Source organism: Streptomyces sp. ISL-96, assembly GCF_018614035.1.
GTDB lineage: Bacteria > Actinomycetota > Actinomycetes > Streptomycetales > Streptomycetaceae > Streptomyces.
In genome coordinates this window covers 36778-55049 of sequence record NZ_JAGGPA010000001.1, presented here as the reverse complement: position 1 = coordinate 55049, position 18272 = coordinate 36778, and the positions used below count along the sequence as shown (strand labels likewise).

14 protein-coding genes are annotated in these 18272 nt (G+C 70.9%); 7 read left to right on the top strand and 7 right to left on the bottom strand.

All coding sequences use genetic code 11. From position 1 onward, the window contains the following. Positions 1-12 precede the first annotated feature (12 nt). The 4 genes from J7E96_RS00215 to J7E96_RS00200 are packed head-to-tail and all read right to left on the bottom strand — an operon-like array spanning position 13 to position 3453. A complete protein-coding gene (locus tag J7E96_RS00215) occupies positions 13-1092 on the bottom strand; it encodes a nitronate monooxygenase family protein (protein ID WP_215126137.1) in 1080 nt (359 codons plus the stop codon). After that, positions 1089-1838, bottom strand: coding sequence for a CoA-transferase subunit beta (locus J7E96_RS00210; RefSeq protein ID WP_215126135.1), 750 nt, complete (start codon positions 1836-1838; stop codon positions 1089-1091). Before J7E96_RS00210 ends, J7E96_RS00215 begins: the two co-directional genes overlap by 4 nt. Beyond that, on the bottom strand, positions 1835-2692 hold the full coding sequence (locus J7E96_RS00205) for a CoA-transferase (protein WP_308295786.1): 858 nt from the start codon (positions 2690-2692) through the stop codon (positions 1835-1837). The genes J7E96_RS00210 and J7E96_RS00205 overlap by 4 nt, the downstream gene beginning before the upstream one ends. Beyond that, a complete protein-coding gene (locus tag J7E96_RS00200) occupies positions 2689-3453 on the bottom strand; it encodes an enoyl-CoA hydratase family protein (RefSeq protein ID WP_215126133.1) in 765 nt (254 codons plus the stop codon). Before J7E96_RS00200 ends, J7E96_RS00205 begins: the two co-directional genes overlap by 4 nt. A 56-nt stretch (positions 3454-3509) precedes the next feature. On the opposite strand from J7E96_RS00200, the gene J7E96_RS00195 reads away from it, so the two are divergent. Both J7E96_RS00195 and J7E96_RS00190 read left to right on the top strand, forming a co-directional pair. Continuing rightward, positions 3510-4274: an SDR family oxidoreductase gene (locus J7E96_RS00195; protein WP_215126132.1), complete on the top strand. Its 765-nt coding sequence runs from the start codon at positions 3510-3512 to the stop codon at positions 4272-4274. Between the two features lies 1 nt (position 4275). Then, positions 4276-5202, top strand: a complete 927-nt coding sequence (locus J7E96_RS00190) for an SDR family oxidoreductase (protein WP_215126130.1) — start codon at positions 4276-4278, stop codon at positions 5200-5202. A gap of 413 nt (positions 5203-5615) precedes the next feature. On the opposite strand, the gene J7E96_RS00185 is transcribed toward J7E96_RS00190, so the two are convergent. After that, positions 5616-7154, bottom strand: a complete 1539-nt coding sequence (locus J7E96_RS00185; RefSeq protein WP_215126128.1) for an ankyrin repeat domain-containing protein — start codon at positions 7152-7154, stop codon at positions 5616-5618. Between the two features lie 23 nt (positions 7155-7177). Next, positions 7178-8086 (bottom strand): hypothetical protein, encoded by a 909-nt coding sequence (locus J7E96_RS00180; protein ID WP_215126126.1) that lies wholly within the window; start codon positions 8084-8086, stop codon positions 7178-7180. Positions 8087-8352: 266 nt separating this feature from the next. Here J7E96_RS00180 and J7E96_RS00175 point away from each other — a divergent pair, with 266 nt between their 5' ends. After that, complete coding sequence (locus J7E96_RS00175; protein WP_215126125.1) at positions 8353-9132, top strand: trypsin-like serine protease; 780 nt, start codon at positions 8353-8355, stop codon at positions 9130-9132. A gap of 102 nt (positions 9133-9234) precedes the next feature. Further along, positions 9235-12363 carry an endo-alpha-N-acetylgalactosaminidase family protein gene (locus tag J7E96_RS00170; RefSeq protein ID WP_215126123.1) on the top strand — a complete coding sequence of 1043 codons (3129 nt, stop codon included), beginning with the start codon at positions 9235-9237 and terminating at the stop codon, positions 12361-12363. A gap of 66 nt (positions 12364-12429) precedes the next feature. Here J7E96_RS00170 and J7E96_RS00165 read toward each other — a convergent pair whose 3' ends face one another. Then, positions 12430-14205: a beta-galactosidase family protein gene (locus J7E96_RS00165; RefSeq protein ID WP_215126120.1), complete on the bottom strand. Its 1776-nt coding sequence runs from the start codon at positions 14203-14205 to the stop codon at positions 12430-12432. A gap of 130 nt (positions 14206-14335) precedes the next feature. Here J7E96_RS00165 and J7E96_RS00160 point away from each other — a divergent pair, with 130 nt between their 5' ends. The 3 genes from J7E96_RS00160 to pepN all read left to right on the top strand — a co-directional run bounded on the left by J7E96_RS00160 (position 14336) and on the right by pepN (position 18159). Further along, positions 14336-15223 (top strand): AraC family transcriptional regulator, encoded by an 888-nt coding sequence (locus J7E96_RS00160; protein ID WP_215126118.1) that lies wholly within the window; start codon positions 14336-14338, stop codon positions 15221-15223. 11 nt (positions 15224-15234) lie between these two features. Next, positions 15235-15549, top strand: coding sequence for a chorismate mutase (locus tag J7E96_RS00155; RefSeq protein ID WP_215126117.1), 315 nt, complete (start codon positions 15235-15237; stop codon positions 15547-15549). 117 nt (positions 15550-15666) lie between these two features. After that, positions 15667-18159 carry an aminopeptidase N gene (pepN, locus tag J7E96_RS00150; RefSeq protein WP_215126115.1) on the top strand — a complete coding sequence of 831 codons (2493 nt, stop codon included), beginning with the start codon at positions 15667-15669 and terminating at the stop codon, positions 18157-18159. Positions 18160-18272 lie beyond the last annotated feature (113 nt).

Below are 18272 nucleotides of genomic sequence, written 5' to 3'. Positions count from 1 at the left end.
GAGGAGAAGGAATCACCCTGGTGTCGGCAGGGCGCGGAGCGAGGTCATCGGTGCCTGGAATCGTTCGAGCGTTTCGTTCGCTTCGGCCATGACACGTGCCACCAGTTCCGCGCAGGACGGCAGATCGTCGATCAGCCCCGCCACCTGCCCGGACGCCATCACACCCAGATCGGTGCGGCCCTCGACCATGGAGGCCTTGAGCAGCATCGGGGTGTTGGCGGCCAGCAGGACCTGACTCCAGCTCAGGTCCTTGCCGTGCTTCATGGCCAGGCCGTCGCGGACCATCGCGGTCCAGCTCAGGCCGGAGATCTTCCTGAATCCGGCTGCGCGGCGCACAGCCGCCACCAGGGCCTTCGTACGGCCCGCGCTCTCCAGGGAGTCGACGAGGGTCGTACGCAGCATGCGGTGCGGCAGGCCGTCGACGGCGCTGGTGACCGTGACGTCCTTGACGCTCGCCGCCAGGTACCTCGCCTTGACGGCGTCGGGGACGGTCGAGTCGGAGGTGAGCAGGAAGCGCGTGCCCATCCCGATGCCGGCGGCGCCGTACGCCAGCGCGGCGACCAGGCCGCGGCCGTCGTAGAAGCCGCCCGCAGCGATCACGGGGATGTCGACGGCGTCGACGACCTGGGGGAGGAGGACCGTGGTTGCCACGTCCCCCGTGTGGCCGCCGCCCTCGCCGCCCTGCACCATGACGGCGTCCGCGCCCCAGGCCGCGACCTTCTCGGCGTGGCGGCGTGCGCCGACGGACGGGATGACGACGACACCCGCGTCCTTCAGTTCCGCGATGATGTCTTTGGAGGGGGCTAGCGCGAAGGAGGCGACCTTCACGCCCTCGTCGATGACGATCCGTACGCGCGTCCGCGCATCGCCCGCGTCGGCGCGCAGGTTGACGCCGAAGGGCGCGTCCGTACGGGACTTGACCTCGCGTACGGCGCGGCGGAGCTGCTCGGTGGTCATCGTCGCGGAGGCGAGGATGCCGAGCGCGCCGGCGTTGGCGGAGGCCGAGACGAGGCGGGGGCCCGCGACCCAGCCCATGCCGGTCTGGACGATGGGGTGTTCGACCCCGGTGAGTTCGGTGAGCGCCGTCTTCATGAGGGCCTGACCTCGTGCTCGCGCAGGCCCTCGGGGTCGATGACCTCGCGGATCAGGCGCAGTTCCTCGGGCGTCGGCTCGCGGGTGTACGGCCCGTCAGCGGGGACGGTGAGGGCGAAGCCCGTCGCCTCCTGGACCTCGGCGGCCGAGACGCCGGGGTGGAGGGCGGCCAGGCGCATGGAGTGGTCGGGCGTGTCGAAGTCGAGGATGCCGAGGTTGGTGACGACGCGGGGGATGCGGTGGTAGCGGGTGGCGCTCGGGCCGGCGGCGGCCGCGCTGTCGTAGCCGACGCCGGACACCATGTCGACCTTGTCGACGAAGACACGGGTGGAATGCTTCGGCACCCAGTAACTCGTCGGGTTGTTGAGCGTGTTGACGGGTGCGCCGCGTACGCCGAGGAGCTGGCGGGAGGGCTGCTGCCAGTCGCCGATGCAGGAGATGTTCTGGTTGCCGAAGCGGTCGATCTGGCTCGCGCCCATCATGACGTGGCGCCTGCCACCGGTGACCATGGCGAGGTGCTGGCGGTACGGGAGCCAGCCCTCCGGCGTGCCGTCGAGGCCGACGAGCGTGGCCTCGCCGTCGGTGAGGAGGAGGCCGGGGGAGAAGGTGCGCTTGGCGAGGCGGGCGCCGATGGCGGGGATGGTGCCCATGGGGCTGGCGAGGACTTCGCCGTTGTCGCGCCAGGCCTCGGCGCAGGCGATGACGCAGTACTCGGCACGGGTGGTTGTGGTGGCACTGCTGGTCACTGCTGCTCCTCGTGCCAGGCCTGTACGGCGCACTGGTAGGCCTTCTCGTCGCCGGACAGGAAGCGCTCGGCGAACTCGGGCCAGGGCGTGGCCGCGTACACCCGCTGGAAGGCCTCGTCGCGGTCGTAGTCGGGGGCGCACGAGGTGAAGTGTGCGCCGTTCGGGGTCTCGATGACGCCGGTGACGTAGTGGCGCTTGACGAGCAGGCTCTGCGGCGGCGCCGACTTCGTCAGCTCCGCCGTCTCGACCACCTGCTCGCAGGAGACGTACGCCGCGTCGGCGGCCTCGCAGAAGAGGTCGTCGAAGTACGGGTCGGGGCCGAGGTACTGGCCGTTGCCGAGCCGGTCGGCGCGGTTCATGTGGACCAGCGCGGCGTCCAGGCGCAGGGCGGGTACGGCGACGAACTCCTCCCCGTCGTCGTACGGCGAAGTGACCGTACGGAGGGATGGATTGACGCGCATGACGTCGGAGCCGAGGCCGGCCCGGACGGGCATGAAGGGGAGCCGGTTGGCGGCCGCTTGCAGCCCCCACATGAACATCGCCTCGTCGATCTCGGTGAGTTCGATGGCGCCGCTCTGGCGGGCCGTACGGAAATGCGGCTCCAGGGGGATCGAGTCGAGGGTGACGAAGGCGGTGACGAGCCTGCGGATCTTGCCTGCGGCGGCGAGGAGGCCGACGTCGGGGCCGCCGTACGAGACGATGCTGAGATCAGTGATCTCGGATCGGAGCAGTGCTCTCACGAGGGCCATCGGTTTACGGCGCGAGCCCCAGCCGCCGATGCCGACAGTCATGCCGCTGTGGAGCCGGCCGACGGCCTCTTCGGGCGTCAGTAGCTTGTCGGTCCTGTACGTCACGGCTTCTCGCCCTCCTGGGGTGACGTGTTGCCGAAGGTGCCGCGGACGCGGTCGGCGATGTCGGTGAGGCCGGCCTCGAAGGTGAAGCCCTGCTCGAAGCGGTAGCTGCGGCGTACGTCCACAGGGTCGATGCCGTTGATGGCGGCCTTGGCCAGCCGGATGAGGCCGCCGTCCTTCTGTGCGATCTCGCGCGCCAGGCTGAGGGCTTCGGGGAGGAGCCGGTCGCGTGGGACGACCTTCCAGACCGAGCCGTGGGCGTGCAGCTCGGCGGCGGTGGCGGTGCGCGAGGTGTAGTACAGCGCGCGCATCAGGTGCTGCGGGACGAGGCGGGCGAGGTGGGTTGCGGCGCCGAGGGCGCCCCGGTCGAGCTCGGGCAGGCCGAAGGTGGCGTCGTCGGACGCGACGATCACGTCGGCGTTGCCGACGAGGCCGATGCCGCCGCCGAGGCAGTGGCCACCCACGGCCGCGACGACCGGGACCTCGCACTCGTACACGGCGGCGAACGCCTCGGCGCAGCCGCGGTTGGCACCGATGAGTGAGGCGTGGCCCGCGTCGCGCTGCAACTCCTTGATGTCGACGCCGGCGTTGAAGCCGCGGCCCTCGGCGGCGAGGACGACGCAGCGGACATCGGGGTCGCGGCCGGCGGAGCGGACGGCGTCGGCGAGGTCGTACCAGCCCTGCACGGGGAGTGCGTTGACGGGCGGGAAGTCGACCGTGACGACGGAGACGCCCTTGTCCGGGCTTGAGGTGGAGACACCCATGAGTGGATCAGCTACCTTTCCACCAAACATTTGTTAGGTGGGGAAGGTAGCAGCGAATGGAACTGGACGGGAGGGTCGCAGTCGTTACCGGCGGCACGCGCGGCGTCGGTGCGGGCATCGCGCGGGCGTTCCTGGTGGCGGGGGCGCGAGTGGTGGTCTGCGCGCGCCGGCCCCCGGACGAGGTGGTGGAAGCGGAGGGCCGCGAGGCTGAGTTCCGGCCGCTGGACCTGCGGGACCAGGCGGCCGTCAAGGACTTCTTCACGGGCGTCGTGGCGACATACGGACGGCTCGACGTGCTGGTCAACAACGCGGGCGGGACGCCGTACCGGCTGCTGGGCGAAGGTGAGGCGGCCCGCCACGCGCGTGTCGTGGAACTGAACCTGACGGCACCGATGACAGCCTCCCTGGCGGCGTACGAGCACCTTCGGGCGACCGGGGGATCGGTCGTGATGATCGGCAGCGTCAGCGGGACGAGGCCTTCGCCGGGGACTGCGGCGTACGGAGCGGCCAAGGCGGGGCTGGAGAACCTGGCCCGGTCGATGGCGGTGGAGTGGGCGCCCGACGTACGGGTGAACACGCTAGTCCTCGGCATGGTCCGCACCGAGCTCTCGCACCTGCACTACGGCGACGAGGCCGGCATCGCGGCAGTCGGCCGGACGGTCCCGGCGGGGCGGCTCGCGGAGCCCGGCGAGATCGGCGACGCGGCCGTTTTCCTCGCCTCGGCGCGGGCCTCGTACGTAACCGGTGCGTCCCTCCTCGTCCACGGCGGCGGCGAACGCCCCGCCTTTCTCGACGCGGCGACAGCCAACAAGGAGAAGTGAAATGGCAGGTACCGGAGTGGGGATCTGCGAAGGACGAGTCGTCGTCGTGACGGGCGCGGGGCGGGGGCTGGGGCGCGCCCACGCCCTGGCCTTCGCGGCGGAGGGCGCGAAAGTGGTCGTCAACGACCTGGGAGTCGGACCGGACGGCGCGGGGGCGTCGGCGAGCCCGGCGCAGCGCGTGGTCGGGGAAATCGCGGCGGCGGGCGGAGCGGCGGTGGCCCACGGCGGGGACATCGCGACGGCCGGGGGCGCGGCGTCGCTGGTCGCCACGGCGGTCGAGACGTTCGGGCGGCTCGACACCCTCGTGAACAACGCCGGGTTCCTGCGGGACCGGATGCTGGTGAATCTGGAGGAGGACGACTGGGACGCGGTCATGCGCGTACACCTGAAGGGCCACTTCCTGCCGCTCAAGTACGCCGCGCAGTACTGGCGGACGGAGGCGAAGGCGGGCCGGGAGGTCGCCGCTCGCGTCGTCAACACCAGCTCTGGGGCGGGCCTGCTGGGGAGTGTGGGCCAGGGCAACTACTCGGCGGCGAAGGCGGGGATCGTAGGCCTGACGCTGGTCGCGGCGGAGGAGATGGGGCGGTACGGCGTCCAGGTCAACGCGATCGCACCGGCGGCGCGTACGCGTATGACGGAGCGGACGTTCGCCGAGACGATGGCGGCGCCGGGCGCGCCCGGCGAGTTCGACGCGATGGCGCCGGAGAACGTGTCGCCTCTGGTGGTGTGGCTGGGCTCGGCGGCGTCGGCCGGCGTGACGGGCCGGGTCTTCGAAGCGGAGGGGGGCCGCATCACGGTCATGGAGGGCTGGCGCGCGGGCCCGACGGCGGACAAGGGCGCGCGCTGGACCCCGGCGGAGGCGGGCGAAACGGCGTCCAAGCTACTGGCGGAGTCCGCGACACCGGGCCGGGTGTACGGGGCGCGCTAGCGGCCGCGTGCTTCGGCCCCCGCCCCGCAGCCGCAGCCCCGCGCTCCGGCGCGCGCGCTCGCCGGGCGCCGCTTGCGCACTGACGAAGCCTACGGTCCGTGAGCGAGCGGGGGCTTCGGGGTCGGGGCCGCGCCGGGGCGTCTCCTCGGGTGCCGAACCTTTCCGGTACTTCGCGTTCTTTCGCGGTGGTTGCGTTCGACACCCTGCGGGGAGCGCCCCGACACGTCCCCTGTCACCGTGAGATGCGGCACGGGGCGGGCCTGTCCGCGCCCCGGCGGCAGAGCGCCGTAGGCAATGAGGCCCACGGCACCTGACTTGGGGCTCCCGGGCAGCCGGGGGGGCGGCTTATTCCAGCTGATCAACATCCGGCGCGGGACCGCCGCGGGCGCCCGCGTCAACGGACACAAGAGCCCTCACCGATAGCGCGGCGGTGTCCGTTCCAGCCGGCGCCGCACCGCCGCGTCCTCCACGTACTCCAGCGCCTCGACCGCCGTCGCGTACGCGTACCCCTGCGGATCCTCCTCCCGCAGCAGACGGGCCAGCGCCTCGACCGCCCGGTCGTCGCCGCGCGCCGCCAGACCGCGTGCCGCCTCCGCCGCCGTGTCGGGATCGTGGTCCTCCAGGCGGTCCGCCAGCGCTTCCCGGATCTCAGGGGTGTCCGCGTCGAGACCGGCGAGCGCCAGCGTCGCCCAGTCCCGCACCTCGTCGTCCGGGTCGCGGCTCAGCGTGATCAGCGCCGTCGCGCCCTCCCGGTGACCGGCGGGGACAAGGCCGATGAGGGAGAGGGCCACCCGGTGACGCACCTCGGCGTCAGGGTGGCCGACATGGCGCAGGATCTCTGGCAGGGCCGAAGGGTCACCATGGTGGCCGAGCGCCAGCACAGCGGCCTGGGCCAGCTCCGAATCGCCGTCCCCCGCCGTCCGCACCAGCTCCCGCAGCAACGGCAGGGCGCGCGCGGCGAACGGCTTGCCGCCCTGCTCGAAGCCGAGCTGCGCCAGAACGTCGGCGGCGAACGCCTGCCGCAGCGGATCACCGCTCGCACACCACGCGGCCGCCGCCTGGAACGTCTCCTCGTCGCCCCGCCGCCACAGCGCGGCCACGGACTCCATCCACTCGTCCCGGCCGGGGTCACCACTGCTCAGGGCCCGCTCTGCGAGCTCCTCGAAGGGCGTACGGATGCCCAGCCGCTCCTCCAGAAGGGTGGCGATCGCGGCGTGGCCGGTCTGCTGCTCGTTGCCGGCCGACGGCCTGCCGTCCCGCAGCAGCTCGACGACAACGGTCTCCCCGCCGTCCTCCACGAAGCGACTGGTGACGGTCTCGGGCTCCGTCTCCGCGGCAGCACCGGCGGCACCGGCAGCTGCGTCGCCGAAGGTCTCCAGAAGCCCCGCCCGCAGCTCCTCCTCCACATCGGCTTCGAGCCACCGCCGCGCCTCCTCCAGCGCCTCCCGCCGCGCGGAAGCGCCGTGCCGCAGAAGCGTCCGTACGGTCTCCGTGGACCCGCGCCGCGCGGCGAGCACCAGCGGCGGTTCCGTACCGGGAGCGGGGAGGTCGGGATCGGCGCCGTACTCCAAAAGCGCCTCCACGACGTCCGCGTGGCCCTGCCTGACCGCCCAGGCCATCGCGGTGAACCCGAATTCCTCACGCAGGTCGGGCGTCGCGCCCGCCGACAGCAGGGCCTCCACCACCTCCGTGTGGCCGCCGACCGCCGCGCCGCACAGCGGCAGGTCGCCCGCCTGGGGGCCGCTCGCGCGGTCGGGGTCGGCGCCCGCTGCGAGCAGCAGCCGCACCATGCCGGGGTGGTCCTGCACGGACGCCCTGTAGAGCGCGGTCTCGCCGTCGTCGGTGGCCTCCGCCGGAACACCGGAACGCAGCAGCCGTACGACGGCGTCGTCCCCCTCGTCGTACAACGCTTCGAACAGGGCCTGCGAGTCCGCTGCCGGATCATTCGTCATGTTTCGACCCTACGTGTGGGTGTTCACGTGTCGCATTCGAGAATCGTGCGGCAGAGCGCGCAGCGTGCCCGTACACGGCCACGCACGGGAACGCGGATCCGCTGCTGGCATGTGGGACACGGGAACGACACGCGCAGGGTGTCGCGCCCGCCTCCCTCGAAGGCGTACGACGAGGAACCGGACGAGGAACCGTGCTCCGTACGGCTGCCGTTCTCCCGGGCGTACCGCCGCTCCTTGGCGTACCGTCGCCGCCCCGCCCAGCCCGCGGCCGTCAGCGGCGGCTGCTGTTCGTCGCGGCGGGCCTGTGCGAGCCCCTTGGTGTACGCCGTGTAGGCCTGCGCGCTGGTGAACCAGGGGGCGGGGTCCTCGCCGAAGGCGATCGCCCGCTTCGCCAGGACGTACCCGAACTCCTCCGGCGTGAGATAGCCGAGCTTCTGGCTGGACGCGCCGTCCTCGCGGAACGCGTCGAGCAGCAGCCAGCCCGCCCCGAGATACGTCGTCACGGTGTCCGTGAGGATCTCGTTGTCGCGGGTGCCGGCGAAGGCGAGACCGAGCCGGTGCAGCAGGATGTGCGTGATCTCGTGCGCGAGGGCGGCCCCGATGTCGTTGCGGTGGGTCCTGAAGCGGCCATTGAGTTCGATGAAGTACTCCGGCCCGGCCGCCAGCTCCACACTCGCGGCGTGCTCCATCTCGCGGAAGCTCACGATCATGCGGGCGTCCGGCAGATGCAGGTGCTGGACAAGGGCGCGGGCCACGCGCTGGGTGCCGAGGTGGAGATCGTCCTGGTCGGAGAAGGTCACGTCGGCGGGAAAAACGCTCGGGGCGTAGGTGTGCACACCGTCGTACGAGAGCCGCTTGTGGAGCGCGGCAAGGGCGGACCGCACGGTGGTCAGATGCGGATAGCCGTGTACGACCTCGCTCCCGCTGGTCATGTCCGCACTCACCCCCACGCGTCTCCACCGACGGTGAACAGGTCTCCACTGTAGGCGGATCAGGCGGCCCGGCGTGGGCTCGCCGGGGAGCGCTCGTGGCGGGTGTGCGGGGTGTGGCTGGAATGCCTCCCTTGTCGGCCGGGTGGACAGCTCCACATAATCCAACAGCACCTTGACGGGCGCATGCCATCTTTTTGGGTGGTGTGCGTGCGGTCCGTCGTGCGTGTGCACAGCGACCCCCCACGTTTCCCACGAGAGGCAGTTCGTTGAAGAAGCTTCTGCGCGCCTTCAAGAGATGTGCCGCCGCCGGCGCAGTGATCCTCGCCGCGGTCAGCCTCCAGCCCGCCAGTGCGTCCGCGGCCTCCGCGGCGACGCCCCCCGTCGTTGGCGGAACCCGCGCCGTCCAGGGCGAGTTCCCGTTCATGGTCCGGCTCTCGATGGGCTGCGGCGGCTCGCTCTACGCCAAGGACATCGTCCTGACCGCGGCCCACTGCGTGAACGGATCCGGCAACAACACCAGCATCACCGCCACCGCCGGTGTCGTCGACCTGCAGAGCGCCGGCGCCATCAAGGTCAAGTCCACCAAGGTCCTCCAGGCGCCCGGCTACAACGGCACGGGCAAGGACTGGGCGCTGATCAAGCTCGCCAGGCCGATCGAACTGCCCACCCTGAAGATCGCCGACACGACGGCGTTCAACAGCGGCACCTTCACCGTCGCCGGCTGGGGCGCGGCCACCGAGGGCGGCGGCCAGCAGCGCTACCTCCTCAAGGCCCAGGTCCCGTTCGTCTCCGACGCCACCTGCAAGCGCTCGTACTCCGACCTGGTGGCGGGCGAGGAAATCTGCGCCGGCTACACCCAGGGCGGTGTCGACACCTGCCAGGGCGACTCGGGCGGCCCGATGTTCCGCAAGGACAACAACAACGCCTGGATACAGGTCGGGATAGTCAGCTGGGGCAATGGCTGCGCACGTCCCAACTACCCCGGCGTGTACACCGAGGTGTCCACCTTCGCCGCCGCCATCAAGTCGGCTGCCGCGGGTCTCTGACCCGGCCTGCCGGGGCGGGTGCTGGACGCGTTAGTCCAACACCCGCCCCTCCTTTGTCCATAGGCACACTCGCCCCTCGCGGCGCATGTTGGCGTGCACACCATGCCGTCGAGCGACAGGAGAGCGAGCGTGCACACAACTGACCCCGGACCGAGCCGCAGGACCGTGGTGGCCGCCACCGCCGCCACCGCCGCCACCGCACTGGCGGGCGCCGGCCTGGCCCTCGCCGGACCCTCCGCCACCGCCCTCGCGGCCGACGGCGCGACCGTGCTGCGCTCCCGCGAACTGGAGGTGCGCGTCGACCCCGGCTTCCCGCGCATCGCGACGTACACCGACCGGGCGACCGGCGCCACGCTGCACGGGCAGGCAGAGCCGGTCACCTCCGTGCTGATCGACGGAACCGCCCATACGCCCGAGGTGACCGCCCGCGCGGGCCGCGATGTCGCGGCGTACACCCTGGCCTTCGACGGCGGAACCGAGATCGACGTGGAGATCCGGGTCAGCGGCCGGCAGGTCGACTGGCGTGTCACGAGAATCGCCGACACCGCCGCACTGCGCGTCGGCACCCTCCAGATCCCCTCGCTCGCGTTTTTGTCGGTACGCAGCGACCAGCCCGGCGCCGCGCTGCTGGCCGCCCGTATCCAGCTCGACAAGGCCAAGAGCGGCGACACCCTGGTACGGCCCGCGCCGGACACCGTCCCCGACGCCGCGCCGCTCGGCTGCGCGTACGCCGTCGTCGCACACGACCGGCTCGGCGGCGCCGTCGAGACCAACACGTCGTACGACAAGCCCACCAGTGCGGCAGGGACCACCTGGGAGAACGGGCGGCTGTGGCGGCAGACGCTCAAGAAGGACGGTTACGTCGAGGTGCGGCTGTCCTGCGGACAGTGGACGCACCGCGCGGCGACCGCTCCCGTGAACGCCACCGAGCCGCTCCCGTACGCCACCGTAATCATCACCGGTGACCGCAACGGTGACGGCGTCGTGGACTGGCAGGACGCCGCCATCGCCTTCCGCGACATCATGGTGACGCCGCTGGGCGCGGACGAGCAGCACCTGCGCGTCGTCCCGCACATCCCGTTCAACTTCGCCAGCCAGGCCACCAACCCGTTCCTCGCGACGCTCGACAACGTCAAACGCGTCTCCCTCGCGACGGACGGCCTGCGCCAGTACACGCTCCTCAAGGGCTACCAGTCGGAGGGCCACGACTCCGCCCACCCCGACTACGCGGGCAACCACAACAAGCGCGCCGGCGGACTCGGCGACCTCAACACCCTCGTGCGTGAAGGACGCGAGTGGGGAAGTGATTTCGGCGTTCACGTGAACGCCACCGAGTCGTACCCCGTCGCGAACGCGTTCTCCGAAACGCTCGTCGACAAGACCAACGAACAGTGGGACTGGCTCGACCAGAGCTACCGCATCGACCAGCGGCGCGATCTGGTGTCCGGCGACATCATCAAGCGCTTCAAGGACCTGCGGGACGAGACCGACCCCGCCCTGAACATGCTCTACATCGACGTCTTCCGCGAATCCGGCTGGACCTCGGACCGCTTGCAGCGGGCCCTGCGCGAACAGGGCTGGCAGATCACCACCGAATGGGGCCACGGCCTGGAGCGCTCGGCCCTGTGGTCGCACTGGGCCACCGAAGTCGACTACGGCGGCGACACGTCGCGCGGCATCAACTCCCAGCTGATCCGCTTCATCCGCAACCACCAGAAGGACGTCTTCGCCGACAAGTGGCCGACACTCCTCGGCATCCCGCGCACCGGGAACTTCGAGGGCTGGGTCAACAAGAGCGACTGGAACACCTTCTACCAGCTGATCTGGACCGACAGCCTGCCCGCCAAGTACCTCCAGGCGTACCCGGTCAAGAGCTGGGGCGCACACGAGATCACCTTCTTCGGCCCCACCAGGACGTCCGTGAGCGACGCCGGCGGCACGCGCCGCATCACCACCGACGGGCGGGCTGTGTACGAGGCGGGCCGCTACCTGCTGCCCTGGGAGCCGCGCGAGGCCACCGACCCCCACAAGCTCTACCACTACAACCCGGCGGGCGGCAGCAGCACCTGGCAGCTCCCGCGCGGCTGGGCGGGAGCGTCGAAGGTGGCGCTCTACAAGCTCACCGACCAGGGACGCGAGCACGTCCGCGACGCCCCCGTACGCTCCGGCAAGGTCACCATCGACGCCGAGGCGAGGCAGCCGTACGTCGTCTACCGCACCCGGGTGCCGGCGACCGCCGACCCGCACTGGGGGCAGGCAACACCGCTGCACGACCCGGGCTTCAACTCCGGTTCACTGAAGGGGTGGACCGTCAGTGGGCCGGCCTCTGTCGAGCTGAGCGCCATCGGAGACTACGAACTGGTCATCGGCGCGGGCGGGGCCGCGGCCGTCGGTCAGCGGCTCGCGCGCCTGGCACCCGGAACGTACGCCGCGTCCGTACAGGTCGAGGTCGGAGCGAACGCGGGGGAGCGGCGGCGCGCGGCGCTCACCGTACGGACCGCCGACGGGACCACCGCCGAGAACTGGACCGACACCTCCACGGCCGTCAACCTCGTCGCCGCCGACCGCAAGCACGACACCCGGTTCCAGCGGATGTTCACGTACTTCACCGTGCCGGACGGCGGGGGCCGAGTGGACCTCACCCTGCGGGCCGACGCGGGCAACGCACGGGTGCGCTTCGACAACGTACGGATCGTTCCCGCGAAGCGAAGCACGAGGCCCGCGGCGGTCGCCTTCGAGGACTTCGAGAACGTGCCGCAAGGGTGGGGCGTTTTCGTCAAGGGCGACGCGGGCGGCTCCACCGACCCACGCACCCACATCGCGCAGCGGCACGCCCCGTTCACGCAGCGAGGCTGGAACGGCAAGGTGATCGACGACGTCATCGACGGCTCCGAGTCGCTCAAGTCGCGTGGTGAGAACGACAGTCTGGTCTACCGGACCGTGCAGCACACCGTCCGCTTCGAGGCGGGCAAGCGCTACCGGGTCTCCTTCCGCTACGAGAACGAGAAGGCCGGGCAGTACGCGTGGATCACGGGTGTCGACGAACCCGCCACCCGCGAACTGGACCGCAAGGCACTGCCCGTCGCCACCGACCCGACCGTGCTGAGCTATGAGTTCACGGCGCCGGCCAAGGGGGAAACGTGGGTCGGCCTGCGCAAGACCGGTGACGACGGGACGGCGGAGTTCGTCCTGGACGCCTTCGAGGTGCGCGAAATTCAACGCGAAATGTAAGGGGTAACGCCCCGGAGGGCCGGTCCTTACAACCCACGGACCGGCCCTCACGGCGTGCAGCCTCTGTCAGCCGAACTCCGGAGAGCGCTCACCGGCGCTCTCCAGCTCCAGTACCCACACCTCGTTCGCACCCTCCCGCAGAACGGGCCCGGGAACGTACAGAGCCTCCTGGGGGCCCGCCGCCCAGTACCGGCCCAGGCAGAAGCCGTTCACCCACACGAAGCCCCGTTCCCAGCCGGGCAGCCGCAGCGACGCGTCGCCCGCACCCCGGACTTCGAACGTTCCCCGGAACAGCCCCGACACGCCCGCCCTCGCTTCCGGGGAACGGTACGGAACCTTCCCGAGCGCGTCCGCGTCCTCGAACGCGTCCAGGGACAGCCCCCGCGCCCGTACACCGTGCAGATACTGCCGCTCATGCAGTACGCCGCCCGTGACGCCCTTCGACTCGGCGAAACGGGGCCCGTAATTGACCCTCCCCAGCGACTCCACCCACAGCTCCACCGAAGCGGGCCCCGCCACCGGCTCGTCCAGCGCCGTGTATCCGGTGGCCTCACCCGCCCCACCGTCCAGGACCCCCGCCCGCACCCCGTCGACGTACACCACAGCCCGGTCCCGCAGCCCCGTAACCCCCAGCGGATACGCCCGGCGCGGCCCCGGCACATCCACCCGGTAGCGGACCAGCCCCCGGTCCACACCCAGCTCCTCGAACGTCGGCGGCATCGCACACTCGGTCTCCGCGCCCCCGAGCACCTCCAGTACGTCACCGAGCGGCGCCCACCCCGTCAGCTCCGCCGGCACCGGCTCACCCAGCACGGCCGGCGCGGCCGGCACGTCAGGCAGCGGGGCCGCCCCCTCCTGGTAGAGCGCCAGGACGTCCCGGAACAGCCAGAACTTCTCCGTGGGGCGGCCGTACTCGTCGATGGGCGCGTCATAGTCGTACGACGTCACGGTCGGCTGCAGCTCCCCCTCGTGCAGCGCACCGGAACGGTTCGCACCCGACCAGCCCGCGAAATTCGTGCCCCCGTGCGCCATATAGACATTGACCGACGCACCACACTCAAGAATCTCGTTCAGCGCCGCCGCCGCGTCCGCGGGATCCCGTACGACATGCTCCGCACCCCAGTGATCGAACCACCCGCACCAGAACTCCATGCACATCAAAGGACCCGAAGGCTGATGCCGCCGCAGCGTCTCGAAACCCTCACGTGCCCCCGACCCGAAGTTCGCCGTCGCCAGCACCCCCGGCACCGAACCGCCCGTCAGCATGTGGTCCTCGGGCCCGTCGGAAGTGAACAGCGGCACCGTCACACCGCACTCCCGCAGGAACCCCGCCAGATGCCGCAGGTACACCTGGTCCGACCCGTAACTGCCGTACTCGTTCTCGACCTGCACCATGATCACCGGGCCGCCCCGGTCGATCTGCCGCGCCACCACCTGCGGCAGCAGCTGCCCGAACCACCGCTCCACATGCCCCAGATACTCCGCGTCGCGCGTGCGCACGCGCGATCCGAGGGCCCCCGTCAGCCAGTGCGGCAGCCCACCGTTCTCCCACTCGGCACAGATGTACGGCCCCGGACGTACGATCGCCCACAGCCCCGCCTCGCGCGCCGCGTCCAGGAACCGGCCCAGCGCCCCCGCGTCACGCAGCCGCCCGGGCTCAGGCGCGTGCAGATTCCACGGGACATACGTCTCCACGCAGTTCAGCCCCATGGCACGCAGCATCGCGAGCCGGTGCCCCCACTGCCCCTCATGCACCCGGAAATAGTGCAAAGCCCCCGACAGCAGCCGCACCGGCCGCCCGTCCAGCTCGAAATCCCGCTCACCCACCGTGAAATCAGCCACGGTCCCCGCCTCTCGCTCCACTATCAGCGCCTTAACCTCACCCTCTGGCGGCGGAGCGGTCCATGGACAAAGATCAGCACTGTTTGGACACAACGGAACGCACTGGTGCGGGCGGGGAGGAACAAAGCGGATGTACCACACCTGGATGCGCTATTTCACCCCCAGCCCCACCCACCACAAACTCGGCCTGGTCTGCCTAGGAGTCGGCCTCCAGCACGGCGCACTCCCCACCGTCGGCCCCCGCACTCTCGACCACCACGTCGCCGTCGTCATCAGCGCGGGCAGCGGCTGGTACCGCGGCCCCGACGGGCGGCGCGTCACCGTCACCGGCCCCGCCCTGCTCTGGCTCATACCCGGCATACCCCACCATTACGGACCAGACCCCGCCGCAGGCTGGGACGAGAGCTTCGTGGACTTCACCGGACCGGCCACCACCACCTACACAGAACTCGGCTACATCGAGCCCGACCGCCCCGTCGTCCCCCTCGCCGACACCGCGGCCGCCCGCGCCGCCGTCGGCCGCATCGCCCGCGCCGCACGCCGCGGAAACCCCCTCCTCGAAGTCGAGACCGGCGCCGCCGTACACGAACTACTCGTCGCACTGCGCCGCGCCCGCGCCGACGTCGGAGCCGACGGAGACCCCGTACTCCAGGCCCTCGCCCGCGACGCATTCCAGCCCCTGACCGTCGCCGAACACGCCTCCCGCCACGGCATGACCCCGGCCGAGCTGCGCACCGCCGTACGCCGCGGCGCGGGATGCAGCCCCAAGGACTACCTCCTCGGCATCCGCCTCGGCCGCGCCAAGGAGCTCCTCGCCGCCACCGAACTGCCCGTCGCCGCCGTAGCCCGCCGCGTCGGCTACGACGACCCCGCCTACTTCTCCCGCCTCTTCACGCGCCGCGTCGGCACGGCGCCCGTCCGCTTCCGGGAGCAGCAGGGCCGGGCCGTCCACGGCGGCTGGAGCCACCAGATCCCAGATCCCGAACACCCACCGACCATCGCGACCCGACCCACGTAAGCTCGCTGACCATGACCTCCAGCGAATCCAGCGAAATCGACGAGTCAGTCATCGCCGAACTGAGCCGGCTGCGCGACAGCATCGACAACATCGACGCCGCCGTCGTCCACATGCTCGCCGAGCGCTTCAAATGCACCCAGCAGGTCGGCCTCCTCAAGGCGCGGCACCAGCTGCCCCCCGCCGACCCGGCCCGCGAGGCCCGCCAGATCGTCCGCCTTCGCGAACTCGCGGAAAGCGCCAAACTGGACCCGGCCTTCGCCGAGAAACTGCTCAATTTCATCATCGCGGAGGTCATCCGCCACCACGAAACGATCGCGAAGTCTTAAGGGCGACCAAGGTCAGCCAAGGGTCAGCCAAGGGGCAGCTGAGGGCAGCCCCCGTAGGGGTCCGTAGGGCAACCGAAACCGCTGTGCCACCCGCACGCCATCAGGCAGCATGTCCCCATGTCCGTACTGACGCGCGACGAAGCGCAGACCCGATCCCAGCTCCTCGACGTCCACCGGTACACGGTCGACCTCGATCTGACCCGCGGCGAAGAGATCTTCGACTCCCGTACCCTCATCCACTTCACCGCACGCACGGCCGGGGACACCTTCGTCGAGCTCAAGCCCGCCACCCTGCGCACCGTCACCCTCGACGGACAGCCACTGGACCCCGAAACGCTGGCCGGCAACCGCCTCCCCCTCACCGGCCTCACCCCCGGCGAACACGAACTGCGCATCGACGCCGCCATGCGCTACTCCCGCACCGGCGAAGGCATGCACCGCTTCACCGACCCCACCGACGGCGAAACGTACGTCTACACCCAGCTCTTCCTGGAAGACGTCCAGCGCGTCTTCGCCGCCTTCGACCAGCCCGACCTCAAAGCCGTCTTCGCCCTCACCGTCACCGCCCCCGAGGACTGGACCGTCCTCGGCAACGCCATCGCCGAGCACGCCGGCGCCGGCCGCTGGACACTCGCCCCCACGCCCCTCATCTCCACCTACCTCGTCGCCGTCGCCGCGGGCCCCTGGCACTCCGTACGCACCGAACACGCCGGCCTGCCCTTCGGCCTCCACTGCCGCCGCTCCCTCGCGCCGTACCTCACCACCGACGCCGACGAGATCCTCGACATCACCCGCGCCTGCTACGACCGCTACCACGAGAAGTTCGAAGAGCCCTACCCCTTCGACTCCTACGACCAGGCGTTCGTCCCCGAATTCAACGCCGGCGCCATGGAAAACCCCGGCCTCGTCACCTTCCGCGACGAGTTCATCTACCGCTCCGCCGTCACCGACACCGAACGCCAGACCCGCGCCATGGTCATCGCTCACGAAATGGCACACATGTGGTTCGGCGACCTAGTCACCCTCCAGTGGTGGGACGACATCTGGCTCAACGAGTCCTTCGCCGAATACATGGGCTACCAGACCCTCACCGAAGCCACCCGCTTCACCGACACCTGGACCGACTTCGCCGTCGCCCGCAAGGGCTGGGGATACGACGCCGACCAACGCCCCTCCACCCACCCCGTCGCCCCCGACCCCGACGCCGTCCCCGACACCGCGTCCGCCATGCTCAACTTCGACGGCATCTCCTACGCCAAGGGCGCCTCCGCCCTGCGCCAACTCGTCACCTGGCTCGGCGAGAAGGACTTCCTGGCCGGCATCAACACCCACTTCGCCCGCCACAAGTTCGCCAACGCCACCCTCGCCGACTTCATCGACAACCTCGCCTCCGCCACCGACCGCGACGTCCACGCCTGGGCCCGCCAGTGGCTCCGTACGACCGGCGTCGACACCCTCACCCCCGCCATCGGGGAGACGGACGGCATGTGGCACGTCACCGTCGACCAGCAGGGCAGCCGCCCCCACCGCATCGCAGTCGGCGCGTACGACCACGACCCCATCGACGGCCGCAGCCTGGTCCTGCGCGAACGGTTCGAAGTCGACGTACCGCAGAACGAGTCCGTGACAGTACGCCCCGGCCGCCGCCCCGCGCTCGTCGTCCTCAACGACGGCGATCTGACGTACGCCAAGATCCGCCTCGACGCACAGTCCGAAGAACCGGCCCTGCGCAACCTCTCCGCCGTCCCCGACCCGCTCACCCGCGCCGTCCTGTGGAACTCCCTGCGCGACATGGTGCGCGACGGCGAGCTCGAACCCGCCGCCTACCTGGACACCGCCCGCACCCACCTCCCCGAAGAAACCGACCTCGCGATCGTCCAGGGCGTACTCACCTTCGCCCACACCCAGATCACGGACCGCTACCTCCCCCTGTCCGAACGCCCCGCCGCCCTCGCCACCCTCACCACCATCTGCCGAGACCTCCTCCGCCGCACCGAGGACGGCAACGGCGCCGGCCTGCGCCTCACCGCCGTACGCCACTTCATCGACGCCGCCACCCAGCCCGACGGTATCCAGGACTGGCTCCACTCCGGCAGCGTCCCCGGCGGCCCCGAACTCGACCCCGAACTGCGCTGGCGCATCCTGCGCCGCCTCGCCGTACTCGGCGCCACCGACGAAGCCGCCATCTCCGCGGAGCTCGACCGCGACCCCAGTGCCACCGGGCAGGAAGGCGCCGCCCGCTGCCGCGCCGCGCTGCCCACACCGGAGGCCAAGGCCGCGGCCTGGACCCGCATGTTCGAGGACGACACGCTCTCCAACTACCTCTTCAGCGCCACCGCCCAGGGGTTCTGGCAGCCCGAACAGACAGCTCTCGTACACGGCTACGTCCCCCGCTACTACCGCGACGCCAAGGCCGTCGCCGACCGCCGCGGCCCCGCCATCGCCGAAGCTGCGGGACGCTACGCCTTCCCCCACTTCGCCGTCGACGCCGACTCCCTGCGCCTGGGCGAGGACTTCCTGCGCGACGCCGAAATGATCCCGGCCCTGCGCCGCAAACTCGCAGACCAGCTCGACGACCTGCGCCGAGCCATCGCGGTACGGGGGAACTGAGACTCCCGGGGGTGCTCGGCAGCCGACGCGCCGTCCCTGCCCCCGCTCCTCACACGCCGGGCGGGCTGAAGTCGCCGCACGCGGCAATATCCAGCCCGACCGGCGTGTGAGGG